Genomic DNA, 15,055 nt, shown 5'->3' with positions numbered 1-15,055 from the left:
ATAGGACAGGACTAGTGACCAGCGACGGTTGAGGGGGATTGCGCATGGGTGACTCCGGTGTGCGGATCGACGGAAACACGCTGCGGCTGCCCGGCGGTGTGTCCGTACGGTTCGTGCGGACCCTGCGGCTGCCGGAGACGGGTACGCATCCGCTGCCGCCGGGGCTCGGCGAGTTCCCGGTCCGCCGGGTCGCCGACTACCCGGACACCGTGCCGGAGGCCTGGCGGGCGCGCGGTGGTGTGCTGCTGCCGGTGTATCTGCGCGAGGCGATGTGGCTGAGTTTCGCGGGGACAACGCAGCCCGCCGCGTTGCAGGTGGGCGTGGGCAAGGTGTGCGCGGTGTCGGGCGAGCCGTGGAGCGACCGGCTGTCGCAGAAGCCGCAGAACTACGTGGTGCTGCCGCGTCAGCCCTGGCTGGACGGCATCAACTCCGGCAAGGGCACGGTCCGCCAGTTCGTGGCGGTGCCGCTCGGGCTGGGCGCGACCGTCGAGGGCCAGGTCACCGGCAAGGAGGTGTGGGGCGGCGTACAGCTGCGGTCGTTCCCGCTGAACGACGCGGAGCTGGCGAAGTGGCGTGAGGAGGAGCGCCGCCGGGCGGAGCGGGCGCGGGCGGCGCCCCGGTCGGCCGGCGGCTACGGCGGGGCCGTACCGATGGCTCCCATGGCGATGGCGGCGCCCCCGGCGCCCGGCGCCACGGCGGGTCCGCAGCGGCGCCGGGCGCCGGGCGCCGGGGGTGCCGCCATGGGGCTCGGCGTCGGCGGTTCGATGCGTCAGGAGGTCTACCGGGACGACCGGCCGCTCACGGCGTGGGCCGAGCACCCCGCCGGACGCGTGTTCGTGCATCTGGTGACACCGCCCGAGTGGCGCCGCATCACCGGCGAGGCCCCGCCCCCGTCACCGGTGGACCGCGCGGCCTACACGCGGGCGGGCCTGCCCTGGTTCGACTATTTCGACCAGGACGCCGAGGACCTGGCCCCCACGGACCCGCTGACGGCCGTGCAGCCCGTCGGCGACTGGCTCGGGGACGACCACGAGCCCTGGCAGACGCCGACGCCGGGCCAGGTGAAGCCGCTGACCGGGAAGCCGGTGGAGGACGGGGACTGGTAGCGCGCAGGGGCTTACCGGCACAGTCGCGCGCATTGCAGCCCGCGCAACGCGCATTGCCGCTCTTGCACGTGCCGGGTGATCCGCGTCAGAGTTGCTGTCACGGCTGATCGCGGCCGAGGCAACCGAGACCCGGGGTGCAGGTATGAGCGGTGGTACGGAACCGGCGCGAGGCGCGCGCGGCGGCTGGAGCAGGCGCCGGTTCGTGGGCGCGGCGGCGGGCACGGCCGCGACGGCGACCGTCCCGGCGAGGGCGATGGCGGCCACCCCGTTGGATCGGGCCGCCACCCCGGAGGAGCCTGCCGCCACCCCGGAGTCACCCGCGGCAGAAGCCCCTCGGCCCGCCGCTCCCCGCCCCCTCTTCCTCGGCACCTACACCTCCGTCGAGGGCGGCGGCACCGGCATCGGCCTGGCGTCCTACGACCCGGTCTCGGGCCGTATCACCCGCGCCGGAACCCTCACGGGTGTCGGCGACCCGTCCTACCTCGCCGCGCATCCCGACGGCCGCACCCTGTACGCCGTGAACGAGCGTCAGGACGGCGGTGTGACGGCGGTCCGGCTCGGCGGCCGGGGCGAGGTGCTCGGCACGCGCGGCACCGGCGGCGCGGGGCCGTGTCATCTGTCCGTGCATCCGAGCGGGCGGTGGCTGCTCAGCGCCAACTACGGCTCCGGCAGCGTGGCGGTGCACCCCATCGACGCCTCGGGCGCGCTGGGCGAGCGCACCGATCTGGTCACGCATTCCAGCCCGGCACCCGGGCCGGGTCAACAGGGCCCGCACGCCCATCAGTTCGTCACCAGTCCCGACGGCGGCCATGTCCTGGGGGTCGATCTGGGCACGGACACGGTCTACACGTACCAGCTGGATCTCGCACGCGGCACACTCACCGAGGTGTCACGCGCGCAGACCCGGCCGGGCGCGGGTCCGCGCCATCTCACCTTCCACCCGGGCGGCCGGTACGCGTATCTCGCCAACGAGGTCGACAACACGGTCGCGGTCTGTGCCTACTCCCCCGGCAGCGGGCGGCTGACCATCGGGGAGGCGCAGTCCACGGGGACGGGTACGGGCACGAGTTACCCGGCCCAGCTGGTGGTGACCGCGGACGGGCGGTACGCGTATCTGGCGAACCGCGGCCACAACAGCCTGACGCGGTACGCCGTGGAGGCGGACGGGGCCCGTCTCCGACTCCTCGACACCGTGCCCGTCGCCGGTGACTTCCCGCGCCACGTCGCCCTCTCGCCGTACGGGAACCTGCTGTTCGCGGCGAACCAGCGGTCGAGCACGGTCAGCGTCTTCCACGTCGACCGCGCGAGCGGTGAACTACGGCTCGCGGGCGAGCCGTTCGCGTCACCCGTCGTCGTCTGTGCGCTGCCGCTGTAGCGCACGGGGGCAGGAGGCGGCGCTGGCCTGGGTGAGAAGGATGTGCATGCGCTCGGTGAGCTGCGCCACGGTGTCGGCGGGCTGGTGGAAGGCCAGCCGTACGTCGCCGTGGGCGCGGGCGCGTTCGATGCGCAGGGTGAGTCCGTGGCGGTCGACGGCGACCGGCTGGACCTTGACGGCGCCGTGCAGGCTGTCGGGTTCGACGAGGCGGGTGAGGCGCTCGACGGCGTCGCCGTGGCAGTCGGCGAGGTGGGTCAGCAGCCCCGCCTCGGCCGTGGCCAGCGGATCGGGCACGGCGGCGGCGAACTCGTCGAGGTCGACCACGGTGGCACCGGAGCCCTGGCGCAGCACCACGCGCGTCGGCCGGAACGCCAGCCGCTCGCCCTCGACGGAGAACCAGCCGGCCATCCACAGCCGGGCGCGGATCCGGTTGCGTACGGGGACGGGCGAGACGTCGGCGAACTCGAGCACGGCAGACGGCTCGCCGCGTGGGGCGCAGACGGCGGCGGCGAGCAGCGTGCTGTCGGCCGGCACGTCCAGGATCACCCGGCCGTCCTCGCCGACGGTGTGCGCGCCGACGAACTCCTCGCGCCCGCCGTCCGCGGTCACCGCGCAGGACCAAGCGGCCGCGAGCACCGAACGCGCACGTTCCGCCGCGGCGGGCGCGGCCGTCCAGGTCGGACTGTCACCCATCCCAAACCTCCTTAGGTAAGCCTTGCCTAACCTATCGAAGATCTGGGTGTACGCCAACCACCTCTCACGATCCTGTGCGGTATCTGTTTCCCCGGCGGGCTTCGTTCAGGGCGCGAGGGTGCCGAGCAGAGCCCGCGCACACAGGTCCCTTACCTGTTCACGGGACAGGTCCGAGCCGCGCAGCCACTCCAGGCACACGGCCGTCGTGAACGCCAGCCAGCCGCGGACGGCGAGCCGCAGCTCAGGCCGTTCGTCGGACAGCCGCCCGAACTCCGGGTCGGCCGCGATCGCTTCGAGGATCTGGCGCTCCTGCGCGCCCAGCGCCCGCTGGTAGACCTTCCGTACGGCCTGGTCGCCGGACGCGTCGGCCCGGTGGAAGGCTCGGTAGCCGTGCGCGTGCTCCTCGACGTACGCCAGGAAGGCGTCGAGGTTCGCGTCGAGCTGCTCCCGTGCGGGGATGCCGGGCACGGCCGCCGTCATCCGCAGCATGCGCTCGCTCTCGCGTTCCACGACCGCCGCGAAGAAGTCCCGCTTGGTCGGGAAGTAGTGGTACAGCAGCCCGCGCGAGACACCGGCGATCTCGGCGACCTGCTCGATCCACACCTCGTCGTACGGGCTCTCCGAGAACAGGCCGGCCCCGACCGCCAGAAGCTGCTCCCGCCGCTCACCGGTACTGAGCCGACGGCGCGTACGCTCCCCCTCTTTCGCGGTCATGCCCGCACCTTACTTGACGTCGGTTCAACACCGGGACCAGACTGACGGCGCTATTGAACCCACGTACAACAAGCTCAACGCGCCGCCGGATCAAGGGAGATGGCGTCATGGCCGAGACAGCGACCCAGGCTGCGCAGCCCCGGGGATTCCGCAGCGCCGAGCTCGGCTGGCCCGAGTTGGACCGGATTCCGCATCCGCCGCACCGGATTCCGCTGCTCGGTGACCTGGTCGGCGTCAATCCGCGTACCCCTCTTCAGGACTCGATGCGCGCCGGGCTCCGGCTGGGGCCGATCTTCCGGCGCAGGGCGTTCGGCAAGGAGATCGTGTTCGTGTGGGGCGCGGACCTCACCGCGGATCTGGCGGACGAGACGCGCTTCGCCAAGCACGTGGGCCTGGGGGTGGCCAACCTGCGCCCGATCGCCGGGGACGGGCTGTTCACGGCGTACAACCACGAGCCCAACTGGCAGCTGGCGCACGATGTCCTCGCCCCCGGTTTCAGCCGCGAGGCGATGGAGGGCTACCACCCGATGATGCTGGCCGTGGCCGGGCGGCTCACGGACCACTGGGACCGGGAACTGACGGCGGGCCGGGCGGTGGACGTGCCCGGCGACATGACGAAGCTGACCCTGGAGACGATCGCGCGCACCGGCTTCGGCCACGACTTCGGCTCCTTCGAACGCACCCACCCGCACCCCTTCGTGACGGCGATGGTCGGCGCCCTGAACCACGCGCAGTACCTGAACGTCGTCCCCGAGCCCCTCGCCCCGCTGCTGCTGCGCCGGGCGACGCGCCGCAACGAGGCGGCCATGGCATACCTGAACCGGACAGTCGACGAGGTCGTACGGGCCCGCCGGACGTCCGGTGGCAAGGGGACCGGCGACAGCGGCGGCGACCTGCTCGACCGGATGCTCGACACCGCTCACCCGGAGACCGGCGAACGCCTCTCGCCCGAGAACGTGCGCCGGCAGGTGCTCACCTTCCTCATCGCGGGCCATGAGACGACGTCCGGCGCGCTCTCCTTCGCCCTGCACTACCTCTCCCAGCACCCGGAGAGCGCCGCCCGCGCCCGCGCCGAGGTGGACCGCGTCTGGGGCGGGGCGGCCGTCCCCGGCTACGACCAGGTCGCCAAGCTGCGGTACGTGCGCCGGGTGCTCGACGAGTCGCTGCGGCTGTGGCCGACAGCACCGGCCTTCGCCCGCGAGGCCCGCCACGACACCGTGCTCGGCGGCGAGCATCCGATGCGCGAGGGCGCCTGGACCCTGGTCCTCGCGCCGCTGCTGCACCGCGACCCGGCGGTCTGGGGCGCCGACGCCGACCGCTTCGACCCGGACCGCTTCGACGCGGCGGCGGTGCGCTCCCGCCCCGCCCACACGTTCAAGCCCTGGGGCACCGGGGCCCGGGCCTGTATCGGCCGTCAGTTCGCCCTGCACGAGGCGACCTTGGTCCTGGGCCTGCTCCTGCGCCGTTACGACCTCAAGCCCGACCCCGACTACCGGCTGCGGGTGGCGGAACGGCTGACGGTGATGCCGGAGGGGCTGCGGCTGCACCTCGAACGGCGGTCCCCGGGCGAGGAGTTGACCTCTGACTGAGCTGTCACCTCACAGATGAATTTCCTGGCGTGTCGGGGTCTCCACATACAGAGGAAAACAACCTCCGCTACTACTGAGGCAGACCCTTGAATCGCGGGAGAGACCATGTGCACTCACCAGCCTTCGTGCCCGACCGTCGACAGCCCCGACCACGACGCCGCAGTCATCGTCGTGGCCCACCCCGAGCAGGGCTGGAACCTGCTCTGCAACGGCACCATCGTCTTCGACGACACCGGTGAACTCCTGCCGGACGGGCGGGCCGTGGGCCCGCTGCGCGGCCTCGGCTCGCTGGCCGTCGCCGCCTGAGTCACCGGCGTCGTCACACCTCGTCACGCGTCAGGGCCAGCAGCCGGTCGAGCACCCGGGGGCCGCTCGCCCGCACCCCGTCGTGCTCGAACTCGTCCGTCACCCAGGTCCGCAGCCCACGGATCGCCCGCGCGGTCTCCAGCGCCTGCTCCGTGTCGACGTACATGTCGTCGTGGTAGACGGCCGCGGCGACCGGGACCTCGTTGGCGGCGAGCCGGGACCGGTCGTACAGGGACGGCCAGTCCGTGCGGGCGGCGAGGAGTTCGGCGGTCTCGCGCAGGGGGCGCAGAGCCGGGTCGTGGTCGAACATCCAGGGATGGACCGACTCGCCGGTGAACAGCAACGGCCCGTCCCCCGCAAGGGTCTTGCCCGCGTCGAACTGCGGGAACTCGGCCCGTATCCGCTCGGCCGACCAGGCGGTGGGGCGGCTGTCCTGGCCGTAGATGGCCTCGTGGACGAGGGCGTACAGCGGATGCGCGGCGTACGAGAGAAGCCCCTGGACCTCCTCCTGGAACGCGTCGGACAGGGCCGGGCCCTGCGGGGTGCGGACGAAGGCGTCCTCCAGGAGGTAGTGCAGCCGGTGGCTGCCCTCGCTGCCGCCGAGGAGGATGCCGAGGGACTGGAAGGCCTCGACGGTCAGGCGGTAGCCGCTCGGCAGGACCGGCTCGTGACCGCTCACGTACTCGGCGATCCGCCGCGCCCGTTCGACGTCCTGCGGGTAACGCGCGTAGTGCGCGGCGACCTTGCGTTCGATACGGGGGTAGGCGGCCCGGTAGACGTCGTCCGCGTGGCCGTCGAGCGACGGCAGGCCACCGGTGATCAGGGCGGCGGCCAGGCCCTCGGGGGCCGTCGACAGATAGTGCACCGCGCAGAAGCCGCCGAAGCTCTGGCCGAGCAGCGTCCAGGGGGCGCCGCCGGTCACCGCCGGGCGGATGGACTCGCAGTCCCGGACGATCGAGTCCGCGCGGAAGTGGGCCAGATAGGCGGCCTGTTCGGCGGGCCCGCCGCGCAGCGGCAGCGTCTGGCGGTTGGCGGGCGTGGAGGCGCCGGTGCCGCGCTGGTCGAGGAGAAGCACGCGGTACTCCTCCAGAGCGCGGCCGAGCCAGGCCTGCGAGCCGACGAAACGATTCGCTCCGAAGCCCGGACCGCCCTGGAGGTAGAGCAGCCACGGCAGGTCGTCCCGGTTCGCCTCGCTGCTCGCGACGACCTCGCGGGCGTACAGCTCGATGGTCTCGCCCCCGGGATCGCCGTGGTCCAGGGGCACGGTGAAACGGCGGTCGGTGAGGACGACTCCGGGCTGGCGGTAGTTGACGGTCAACGGGGCTCCTGTGGCTGCTGGGTTCCGGGCGGCCCCAGTTCAGCACATGCCCGGGGCGCCGCCGAGCCCCGGGATCACGCACACCTACTGAACGTGGGATCAGTCCGGGGTCAGCGCGCCGACAGGCTGGAGCGCCGGACCACCAGTTCCGGCTGGAGCACGACCCTGCGGTGGGCGTGCCTCCTCGGGCCGGCCTCCGCCTCGGTCTCCGTCTCCTCCAGGAGGAGTTCCGCGGCCAAGGCGCCCATGGTCACGGCGGGCTGGCGTACGGAGGTGAGCGGAACGGCCGCGGCGGCGGCGAACTCGATGTCGTCGTAGCCGACGATCGCGAGGTCGTCGGGGACACCGACACCGGCCGCGTACATGGCCTGCAGGACGCCGAGGGCGAGCAGGTCGTTGGCGCAGAAGACGGCGGTGGGGCGGTCGGCGAGGCCCAGGAGGCGGGCGCCCGCGTCCCGGCCCGCGGCCACGTCGAGCCGCTCGGTGGGCAGCTCGCGCAGGGCCGTGGGACTGAGGCCGGCCTCGGCGAGGGCGTTCTGGGCGCCCGTGCGGCGGTCGCGCACCTGGTTGAAGCCGGGCGGGCCGCTGACGTACGCGATGGAGCGGTGACCGGCGTCGATGAGATGGCGTACGGCCAGCGCGCCGCCCGCCACGTCGTCCACGGACACCGAGCACTCGGTGGTGCCCTCGGCGACCCGGTCGACCAGGACGAACGGGATGCCGTGCCGGCGGAACGACTCGATGTTGCGGCCCGTCGCGTCGGCCGGGGTGAGCAGCACACCGCGCACCCGCTGTTCGGCGAAGAGCGAGAGGTAGTCGGCCTCCTCCCCGGCGCTCTGCGCGCTGTTGCAGACCATCACGCCGAGCCCGGCGTCGCGCGCGGCCCGCTCGGCACCGCGCGCCACGTCCACGAAGAAGGGGTTGCCCATGTCGAGGACGAGCAGCCCCATGATGCGGCTGCGCCCGGCGCGCAGCTGACGGGCGGACTCGCTGCGGACGTATCCGAGCCGGTCGATCGCGGACAGCACACGGGCCCGGGTCTCGGTGGCGACCGAGTCCGGGCGGTTGATGACGTTCGAGACAGTGCCGACGGAGACTCCGGCAGCACGGGCGACGTCCTTGATACCCACCGACTGGGCCATCAGGCGGGGACCTCCAGAGAAACAAGCGGTGGCGGGCAGGCCATTAGATTACTTGCGTTTCGTAGGCCTGCCCGACCTGGACTAATCCGTTCACGCGGGAAGCCTGAAGTCGACCACATGGAGCGCCGAGGGAGTCGTACCGCTCGACTTCTCCTGGTAGAGCACGGACAGGACGTTCTCCTGGGCGATCCGCGTCTCGTCGACCACGACCTCACCGAAGGCGTTCAGGCCGCTGCCGTCGAACAGCACCGCCCAGTCGGTGTAGCCGGAGGACTTCGAGGCGCCGGCTATCCGCCCGAAGGGGAAGATCGCGTAGGCGTTGTCGTACTTGTCGAGGACCAGCCTGGTGCGCTGGCTCGAGTTGAGCGGGACCGGGATCTCGGTCTTCTGCCAGGTGCCGGCGGAGTTCTTGCGCACGTGGAAGGCGCGTCCGTTGGCGGTGCGGTTGGTGACGTAGTTGGTGGTGCACTGGCCGAAGCGCCCGGGTACGTAGCTGATGATCGCGTGCGGCAGACCGGCCGAGTCGGTGAACTGGCTCTCCTGGTTCATCAGGGAGTGGTCCGGGTTCAGCGGGTCGACCACCAGGCCGCTGTCCGTGACGGCGACCTTGTCGGAGGCGCCGGTGGTGCCGACGAGGGTGCCCGCGTTGTTGCGCCAGGTGCGGCCCCGGTCGTCGGAGTAGACGTAACCGGTGTCGTGGTTGGTGATGCCGCCGCCGTTGCACATCACGGCGCCGTTCTGCTCGCGCCAGGTGAAGAACGAGTGCAGGCGGCCGTTCTTGTCGTAGTCGATGCCGTGCAGGTACATGTTGCGGACCGTCGACGAGCCGTGCTCGCTGGTGTACGTGCCGGTCGAGCTGGACCACTCGCCGAGGTTGGTCCAGGAGGTGCCGTTGTACTCGGCGATGGCGTTGCGGCCGTTGCCGGAGATGCCGACGCGGTAGCTGAGCTGGAGCTTGCCGTCGGGCATCGAGACGAACTGCGGGTACGTGAACTGCGAGGTGAGCGCGAGTCCGTCGAGGGTGGACTGCGGGGCGCCGAAGCGGCTCGTGGTCCAGCTCAGCCCAGCGGGGTTGTCCATGAGCCCGGCCACCGACTTCACGTAGGTGAAGCCGTCGCTGTGGGAGTCCATGTTGAGGTGGAGGCGGCCGTCGACCTTGGAGACGCCCATGGAGATGACGTTGTGGGAGTCGTTGTACCGGAGGGTGTGCCCGACCTTGACGGTCGCCCAGGTGCTGCCGCCGAGGACGCGGCGGCCCACGACGGCGTTGCGGTCGGCGGTGTACCAGACGGCGTACTGGTAGCCCTTGTAGGTCAGCAGGCCGTTCTTCTGGAACGAGTTGTTGTTCACCAGGCCGTCGTAGGAGACGAAGAAGATGGCCTGGCTGTCCAGCGTGGTGTTGCCGGTCTGGGTGACCGAGGGGCCGGGGTCGGCGGCGCGGGCACTGCCGACGGCGAAAACGGGGGTCACCACGGCACCGGCGAGGGCGGCGCCCAGCAACGTACGTCTTTTCATCTCGGGGACTCCGTTGTCTTGCGAAATGAGGGGAGCGATGGGGAGTAACAAGGGGAGAGGGATGAGCGGGTGGGGTGATCAGGCGAGGTGGAACACCTCGGTGAGGGGCTTCATGGCCTCGTCGGGGCGGGCGCCGTCCAGCGACTCGAAGAACGGCGCCATCTCCGCCTGCCAACGGGCGTTGATCTCGGCGGCTTCCATGCCGGCCTGGGCGGCGGCGAAGTCCTCGGTCTCCAAGTAGCCGACCAGCAGGCCGTCTTCGCGCAGGAAGAGCGAGTAGTTGTGCCAGCCGGTGGCCGAGAGTGCGTCGAGCATCTCGGGCCACACGGCGGCGTGCCGCTCGCGGTACTCGTCGAGGCGGTCCGCCCTGACCTTCAGCAGAAAGCACACACGTTGCATCAACAGCCCCCAGGAATCAGAAGTTGAACTGGTCGATGTTCTTGGCGTCGAACACGGTCGGCTTGCCGAGGCTGATCACGCCGTCCTTGCCGATCGTGTACTCACCCATGGCGCCGGCCTTGAAGGTCTCGCCCTCCTTGCCGGTGATCTGGCCGGAGACCAGCGCGACGGCGGTGTACGCGGCCAGCTCGCCGAGCTTCGCCGGGTCCCACAGCTCGAAGCCCTCGACGGTGCCGTTCTTGACGTACTTGCGCATGTCGTTGGGGGTGCCGAGGCCGGTCAGCTTGACCTTGCCCTTGTACTTCGAGCCGGACAGGTACTGGGCGGCGGCCTTGATGCCGACCGTGGTCGGGGAGATGATCCCCTTCAGGTTCGGGTACTCCTGGAGGAGGCCCTGGGTCTGCTGGAAGGACTGCTGGGCGTCGTCGTTGCCGTAGGCGACCTTGACGAGCTTCATGTCCTTGTACTTCGGGTCCTCCAGCTCCTTCTTCATGAAGTCGATCCACACGTTCTGGTTCGTCGCGGTCTGCGCGGCGGACAGGATCGCGATCTCGCCCTTGTAGCCGATCTGCTCGGCGAGCAGCTGGACCTCGGTGCGGCCGAGGTCCTCGGCGCTGGCCTGCGAGACGAAGGCGTTACGACAGTCGGTGTTGGTGTCCGAGTCGTAGGTGACGACCTTGATGTCGTTCTTCATGGCCTGCTTGAGCGCCGTGCACAGCGCGCCCGGGTCCTGCGCGGACACGGCCATCGCGTCGACCTGCTGCTGGGTGAGCGTGTTGACGTACGACACCTGCCCGGAGGTGTCGGTCGCGCTGCTGGGGCCGACCTCCTTGTAGCTGGAGCCCAGCGTCTTCAACGCGGCCTCGCCGCCCTTGTCGGCGGAGGTGAAGTACGGGTTGTTGACCGCCTTGGGCAGGAACCCGACGGTCAGGCCCTTCTTGGTGGCCGCGTTCGGGTCGGCCTGGCCGGTCGCGGCCGCCGAGGCGCCCTCGTCCTTGACGTCGTTCTTGGTGGTGCCACCACAGGCGGTCAGCGCCAGAGCGAGCGAGGTGCCGGCGGCGAGGGCCGCGGAGGCCCGGCGGATCGATGACTTACGCATGAGGGTTCCTTACAAATGAGGGTGAGTGAACGTGCCCCGATAGGGGCGCGGGGAACTGCGCGACCAGCCACATCGGACCGGCAGCTTTCAAACGGCCCTTCTACGTCAACCTTTGCGACGCCCTGGCCAGTGAGACCTGCCGCGCCACTCGGGGACCGAGCACGGACAGCACCAGCAGGACACCGGTGACGACGATCTGTGATTGAGCCGAAACATCCTGAAGGCTCATCACGTTCTGGAGCGCACCGAGCAGGAACACCCCGGCGATGGCGCCACCGAGCGTGCCCTTGCCCCCGTCGAAGTCGATGCCACCGAGCAACACGGCGGCGATGACGGAGAGTTCGAGCCCGGTCGCGTTGTCATAGCGAGCACTGGCGTAATGCAGCGCCCAGAAGATCCCGGTGAGCGAGGCCGTGAGACCCGTCACCGCGAACAGGATCAGCTTCTGCCGCTTGACGCGGATGCCCGCGAAGCGGGCGGCCTCCTCATTCGCACCGATCGCGAAGAGCGACCGGCCGAACGGGGTGGCGTGCAGCGCGACCACGGCGATCGCGAGCAGCACGAGGAAGGGGAAGAGGGCGTACGGGATGAAGGTGTCCCCGATGCGTCCGGCCGCGAAGTCCAGGTACTGGGTGGGGAAGTCGGTCACCGCGTCGGAGCCGAGCACGATCTGTGCGATGCCCCGGTAGGCGGCCATGGTGCCGATGGTGACGGCGAGCGAGGGCAGCCCGAGCCGGGTGACGAGCAGCCCGTTGATCAGCCCGCAGACGACACCCAGGAGCAGACAGATCGGGATGATCACCTCGATCGTCATGCCCTGGTTCCACAGGGCGCCCATCACCGCACCGGACAGCCCGGCCGTCGAGGCGACCGAGAGGTCGATCTCGCCGGAGACCACAAGGAGGGTCATGGGGAGCGCGATGAGCGCGATCGGGAGGGTGTTGCCGATCAGGAAGGACAGGTTGAGGCCGTTGCCGAACCCGTCCACGGTCCCGAAGGACAGCAGCAGGACGACGATGAGGAGGGCGCCGACGACCGTATCCCAGCGGATCGCGCGCGCGAATGACGAGTCAGCCATGGCGGGCGTTCCTCTTCTTCAGTGCGGACGCCACGCGCAGGGCGACGATCCGGTCGACCGCGATGGCGAGGATGAGCAGGATGCCGTTGATGGCCATGACCCACACCGAGCTGACGCCGAGGGCGGGCAGCACGCTGTTGATGGAGGTCAGCAGCAGCGCGCCGAGCGCGGCCCCGTAGACGCTGCCGGAGCCGCCGGTGAAGACCACCCCGCCGACCACGACCGCGCTGACGACGGTGAGTTCGTAGCCGTTGCCGGTGCTGGAGTCGACGTTGCCGAACCGCGCGAGGTAGAGGGCGCCGGCCAGACCGGCGAGCCCGCCGCAGAAGGTGTACGCGGCGAGGATCCGCTTGCGCACCGGGATACCGGCGAGCCGGGCGGCCTCGGGGTTGGAGCCGAGCGCGTACAGCTCACGGCCGCTGCCGAAGTGCCTGAGGTAGTAGGCGGTGGCGATGAGCACGGCGAGCGCGATCAGTGCGAGATAGGGCACCGCCGTGATGCCGCTGGACCCGAAGTCGACGAATCCGTCCGGGAGGTCGGCCGCCGTGATCTGCCGGGAGCCGACCCAGATGGAGTCGATGCCGCGGATGATGTAGAGCGTGCCGAGGGTGACGACGAGCGCCGGCACCTGCCCGAAGCTGACGAGCAGCCCGTTCAGCAGCCCGAAGCCGATACCGAGAAGTATCGCCAGGAAGACGGCCACGACGGGGTTTCCGCCGTCCTGGAGGTAGAGGCCGGCGGCGAAGGCGCTGATGCCCAGCGTGGAGCCGACCGACAGGTCGACGTTGCGGGTGATGACCACCAGCGACTGGCCGGTGGCGACCAGCACCAGGATCGTCGCGTTCAGCAGCAGGTCCTTGATGCCCTGTTCGGACAGGAACTCGCTGTTGCCCGCCTGGGTGATACCGATCATCACCAGGAAGACGAGCAGGATGGCGAGTTCGCGCATCTTGAACACGCGGTCGACCAACCGGGTGCCGCTCGACTTGGGCACCTCTGCGGCGGGGGCGGGGTTGGGAGCGGTCACCGTCATGCGGCGGCCCTCCCGGTGGCTGCGGCCATCACCGTTTCCTCGGTTGCTTCGGAGCGCGGGATCTCGGCGGCGAGGCGGCCCTCGTACATCACGAGCACGCGGTCGGCCATACCGAGAATCTCGGGCAGGTCGGAGGAGATCATCAGGACGGCCACACCGTCGGCGGCCAGCTCGCTGAGCAGGCGGTGCACCTCGGCCTTCGTGCCGACGTCGATGCCACGGGTGGGTTCGTCGACGATCAGCACCCTGGGGCCGGTGGCGAGCCACTTGGCCAGGACGACCTTCTGCTGGTTGCCGCCGGACAGCGTGTTGACGGTGTCGGCGATGCGGGCGTACTTCACCTGGAGCTTGAGGGCCCAGTCGAGGGAACGGCTGCGCTCGGCGCCCCGGTCCATGAGGCCGGCCTTGACGGTCGTCCGCAGTCCGGTGAGGCCGATGTTCCGCTCGATGGACATGTCCATCACGAGACCCTGGGCGCGCCGGTCCTCGGGGACGAGGGCGAGCCCGGCGGCCATGGCCGTGGAGGGGGCGCCGTTCGTCAGCACCGTGCCGTCCACCTCGACCTCGCCGGCGTCCCACCGGTCGATGCCGAAGACGGCGCGGGCCACCTCCGTACGCCCGGCGCCGACGAGTCCGGCGAGACCGACGATCTCGCCGTGCCGCACCTCGAAGGAGACGTCGGTGAAGACGCCCTCGCGGGTCAGCCGGCGCACGCTGAGCGCGACCTCGCCGGCCTGCACGTCCTGCTTCGGGTAGAGCTCTTCGAGATCGCGGCCGACCATGCGGCGTACGAGATCGTCCTCGGTCATACCGTCGATCGGCTCGCTGGCGATCCAGGCGCCGTCGCGCAGCGTCGTGACCCGGTGGCAGATCTGGAAGATCTCCTCCAGCCGGTGCGAGATGAACAGCACGGCGGCGCCCTGCTCGCGCAGCGTGCGGACGACACCGAAGAGGCGGGCCACCTCGCTGCCGGTGAGGGCCGCGGTCGGCTCGTCCATGATCAGGACGCGGGCGTCGAAGGAGAGCGCCTTGGCGATCTCGACGATCTGCTGGTCCGCGATGGACAGGCCGCGTGCGGGGCGGTCGGGGTCGAGTTCGACGCCGAGTCGCTGCATCAGGGCGGCGGTCGCCGCGTGGGTGGCCTTGTGGTCGATACGGCCGAGGGCGCGCCGGGGCTGGCGGCCCATGAAGATGTTCTCGGCGATCGACAGGTCAGGAAAGAGCGTGGGCTCCTGGTAGATCACGGCGATACCCGCGTCACGGGCGTCGCCGGGGCCGTGGAAGACGACGGGTGCGCCGTCGAGCAGCACCTGACCGGTGTCCGGTCGGTGCACTCCGGCGAGCGTCTTGATGAGGGTCGACTTGCCGGCGCCGTTCTCTCCGGCGAGTGCGTGCACTTCGCCGGGGAACAGCTCCATGGAGACGTCCCGCAGGGCACGCACCGCGCCGAAGGACTTCGAAATGTCCTTGAGCGCCAGCACAGGGGCTGGCCCCGGGTCGGACGGGTGGGTCATGAGGGCTCCTCGACGACGCCGGTGGGACTGGCCTCACGACGTCGTGAAAGGTTTCAACTGGGTTGCCGGGACGTTAGGCATGGGAGGCATGTCACGTCAATGGGTCCGTGTCGAAATTCTTTCGATAATTGAAGGTCACAGGCAAGTCACGGTAGCCCGAAGCGGTCGGGGGAC

14 protein-coding genes are annotated in these 15,055 nt (G+C 70.5%); 4 read left to right on the top strand and 10 right to left on the bottom strand.

All coding sequences use genetic code 11. The features are described 5' to 3' along the window. Window positions 1-44 precede the first annotated feature (44 nt). Complete coding sequence (locus ACH4TV_RS22010; RefSeq protein ID WP_398400533.1) at window positions 45-1,106, top strand: hypothetical protein; 1,062 nt, start codon at window positions 45-47, stop codon at window positions 1,104-1,106. A gap of 142 nt (window positions 1,107-1,248) precedes the next feature. Then, window positions 1,249-2,481 carry a lactonase family protein gene (locus tag ACH4TV_RS22005; protein ID WP_398400531.1) on the top strand — a complete coding sequence of 411 codons (1,233 nt, stop codon included), beginning with the start codon at window positions 1,249-1,251 and terminating at the stop codon, window positions 2,479-2,481. On the opposite strand, the gene ACH4TV_RS22000 is transcribed toward ACH4TV_RS22005, so the two are convergent. Together ACH4TV_RS22000 and ACH4TV_RS21995 are read right to left on the bottom strand one after the other, a co-directional pair. Further along, on the bottom strand, window positions 2,449-3,174 hold the full coding sequence (locus ACH4TV_RS22000) for a DUF2470 domain-containing protein (RefSeq protein WP_398400529.1): 726 nt from the start codon (window positions 3,172-3,174) through the stop codon (window positions 2,449-2,451). The genes ACH4TV_RS22005 and ACH4TV_RS22000 overlap by 33 nt on opposite strands. A gap of 105 nt (window positions 3,175-3,279) precedes the next feature. After that, window positions 3,280-3,888, bottom strand: a complete 609-nt coding sequence (locus tag ACH4TV_RS21995; RefSeq protein ID WP_398400527.1) for a TetR/AcrR family transcriptional regulator — start codon at window positions 3,886-3,888, stop codon at window positions 3,280-3,282. 107 nt (window positions 3,889-3,995) lie between these two features. Here ACH4TV_RS21995 and ACH4TV_RS21990 point away from each other — a divergent pair, with 107 nt between their 5' ends. Both ACH4TV_RS21990 and ACH4TV_RS21985 read left to right on the top strand, forming a co-directional pair. After that, window positions 3,996-5,477, top strand: coding sequence for a cytochrome P450 (locus ACH4TV_RS21990; protein ID WP_398400525.1), 1,482 nt, complete (start codon window positions 3,996-3,998; stop codon window positions 5,475-5,477). Window positions 5,478-5,582: 105 nt separating this feature from the next. Then, complete coding sequence (locus ACH4TV_RS21985) at window positions 5,583-5,783, top strand: DUF5999 family protein (protein ID WP_398400523.1); 201 nt, start codon at window positions 5,583-5,585, stop codon at window positions 5,781-5,783. Between the two features lie 13 nt (window positions 5,784-5,796). Here ACH4TV_RS21985 and ACH4TV_RS21980 read toward each other — a convergent pair whose 3' ends face one another. From ACH4TV_RS21980 to ACH4TV_RS21945, 8 genes are all read right to left on the bottom strand, one after another. After that, the gene (locus ACH4TV_RS21980) at window positions 5,797-7,101 is read right to left on the bottom strand and encodes an alpha/beta fold hydrolase (protein ID WP_398400521.1); all 1,305 of its coding nucleotides are present in this window, start codon (window positions 7,099-7,101) and stop codon (window positions 5,797-5,799) included. Between the two features lie 110 nt (window positions 7,102-7,211). Then, on the bottom strand, window positions 7,212-8,243 hold the full coding sequence (locus tag ACH4TV_RS21975; RefSeq protein ID WP_398400519.1) for a LacI family DNA-binding transcriptional regulator: 1,032 nt from the start codon (window positions 8,241-8,243) through the stop codon (window positions 7,212-7,214). Between the two features lie 90 nt (window positions 8,244-8,333). Beyond that, window positions 8,334-9,758, bottom strand: coding sequence for a BNR repeat-containing protein (locus ACH4TV_RS21970; protein WP_398400517.1), 1,425 nt, complete (start codon window positions 9,756-9,758; stop codon window positions 8,334-8,336). 78 nt (window positions 9,759-9,836) lie between these two features. Then, a complete protein-coding gene (locus ACH4TV_RS21965; protein ID WP_330286043.1) occupies window positions 9,837-10,157 on the bottom strand; it encodes an L-rhamnose mutarotase in 321 nt (106 codons plus the stop codon). Window positions 10,158-10,173: 16 nt separating this feature from the next. Further along, on the bottom strand, window positions 10,174-11,256 hold the full coding sequence (gene rhaS, locus ACH4TV_RS21960; protein ID WP_398400515.1) for a rhamnose ABC transporter substrate-binding protein: 1,083 nt from the start codon (window positions 11,254-11,256) through the stop codon (window positions 10,174-10,176). Window positions 11,257-11,356: 100 nt separating this feature from the next. Next, on the bottom strand, window positions 11,357-12,334 hold the full coding sequence (locus ACH4TV_RS21955) for an ABC transporter permease (protein ID WP_398400513.1): 978 nt from the start codon (window positions 12,332-12,334) through the stop codon (window positions 11,357-11,359). Beyond that, window positions 12,327-13,367 carry an ABC transporter permease gene (locus ACH4TV_RS21950; protein ID WP_398400511.1) on the bottom strand — a complete coding sequence of 347 codons (1,041 nt, stop codon included), beginning with the start codon at window positions 13,365-13,367 and terminating at the stop codon, window positions 12,327-12,329. The genes ACH4TV_RS21955 and ACH4TV_RS21950 overlap by 8 nt, the downstream gene beginning before the upstream one ends. Then, window positions 13,364-14,881 (bottom strand): sugar ABC transporter ATP-binding protein, encoded by a 1,518-nt coding sequence (locus ACH4TV_RS21945; protein ID WP_398400509.1) that lies wholly within the window; start codon window positions 14,879-14,881, stop codon window positions 13,364-13,366. Before ACH4TV_RS21945 ends, ACH4TV_RS21950 begins: the two co-directional genes overlap by 4 nt. Between the last annotated feature and the right edge of the window lie 174 nt (window positions 14,882-15,055).

It is taken from the genome of Streptomyces sp. NPDC020898 (genome assembly GCF_044333925.1).
Classification (GTDB): domain Bacteria; phylum Actinomycetota; class Actinomycetes; order Streptomycetales; family Streptomycetaceae; genus Streptomyces.
The sequence above is the reverse complement of the archived record's forward strand: the minus strand, read 5'-3'. Positions and strand labels throughout refer to the sequence as shown.

Bases quoted from the DNA above. Each gene is read 5' to 3' on its own strand.
- ACH4TV_RS22010 (WP_398400533.1), top strand. From the start codon at position 45: ATGGGTGACTCCGGTGTGCGGATCGACGGAAACACGCTGCGGCTGCCC.
- ACH4TV_RS22005 (WP_398400531.1), top strand. From the start codon at position 1,249: ATGAGCGGTGGTACGGAACCGGCGCGAGGCGCGCGCGGCGGCTGGAGC.
- ACH4TV_RS22000 (WP_398400529.1), bottom strand. From the start codon at position 3,174: ATGGGTGACAGTCCGACCTGGACGGCCGCGCCCGCCGCGGCGGAACGT.
- ACH4TV_RS21995 (WP_398400527.1), bottom strand. From the start codon at position 3,888: ATGACCGCGAAAGAGGGGGAGCGTACGCGCCGTCGGCTCAGTACCGGT.
- ACH4TV_RS21990 (WP_398400525.1), top strand. From the start codon at position 3,996: ATGGCCGAGACAGCGACCCAGGCTGCGCAGCCCCGGGGATTCCGCAGC.
- ACH4TV_RS21985 (WP_398400523.1), top strand. From the start codon at position 5,583: ATGTGCACTCACCAGCCTTCGTGCCCGACCGTCGACAGCCCCGACCAC.
- ACH4TV_RS21975 (WP_398400519.1), bottom strand. From the start codon at position 8,243: ATGGCCCAGTCGGTGGGTATCAAGGACGTCGCCCGTGCTGCCGGAGTC.
- ACH4TV_RS21970 (WP_398400517.1), bottom strand. From the start codon at position 9,758: ATGAAAAGACGTACGTTGCTGGGCGCCGCCCTCGCCGGTGCCGTGGTG.
- ACH4TV_RS21965 (WP_330286043.1), bottom strand. From the start codon at position 10,157: ATGCAACGTGTGTGCTTTCTGCTGAAGGTCAGGGCGGACCGCCTCGAC.
- rhaS (WP_398400515.1), bottom strand. From the start codon at position 11,256: ATGCGTAAGTCATCGATCCGCCGGGCCTCCGCGGCCCTCGCCGCCGGC.
- ACH4TV_RS21955 (WP_398400513.1), bottom strand. From the start codon at position 12,334: ATGGCTGACTCGTCATTCGCGCGCGCGATCCGCTGGGATACGGTCGTC.
- ACH4TV_RS21950 (WP_398400511.1), bottom strand. From the start codon at position 13,367: ATGACGGTGACCGCTCCCAACCCCGCCCCCGCCGCAGAGGTGCCCAAG.
- ACH4TV_RS21945 (WP_398400509.1), bottom strand. From the start codon at position 14,881: ATGACCCACCCGTCCGACCCGGGGCCAGCCCCTGTGCTGGCGCTCAAG.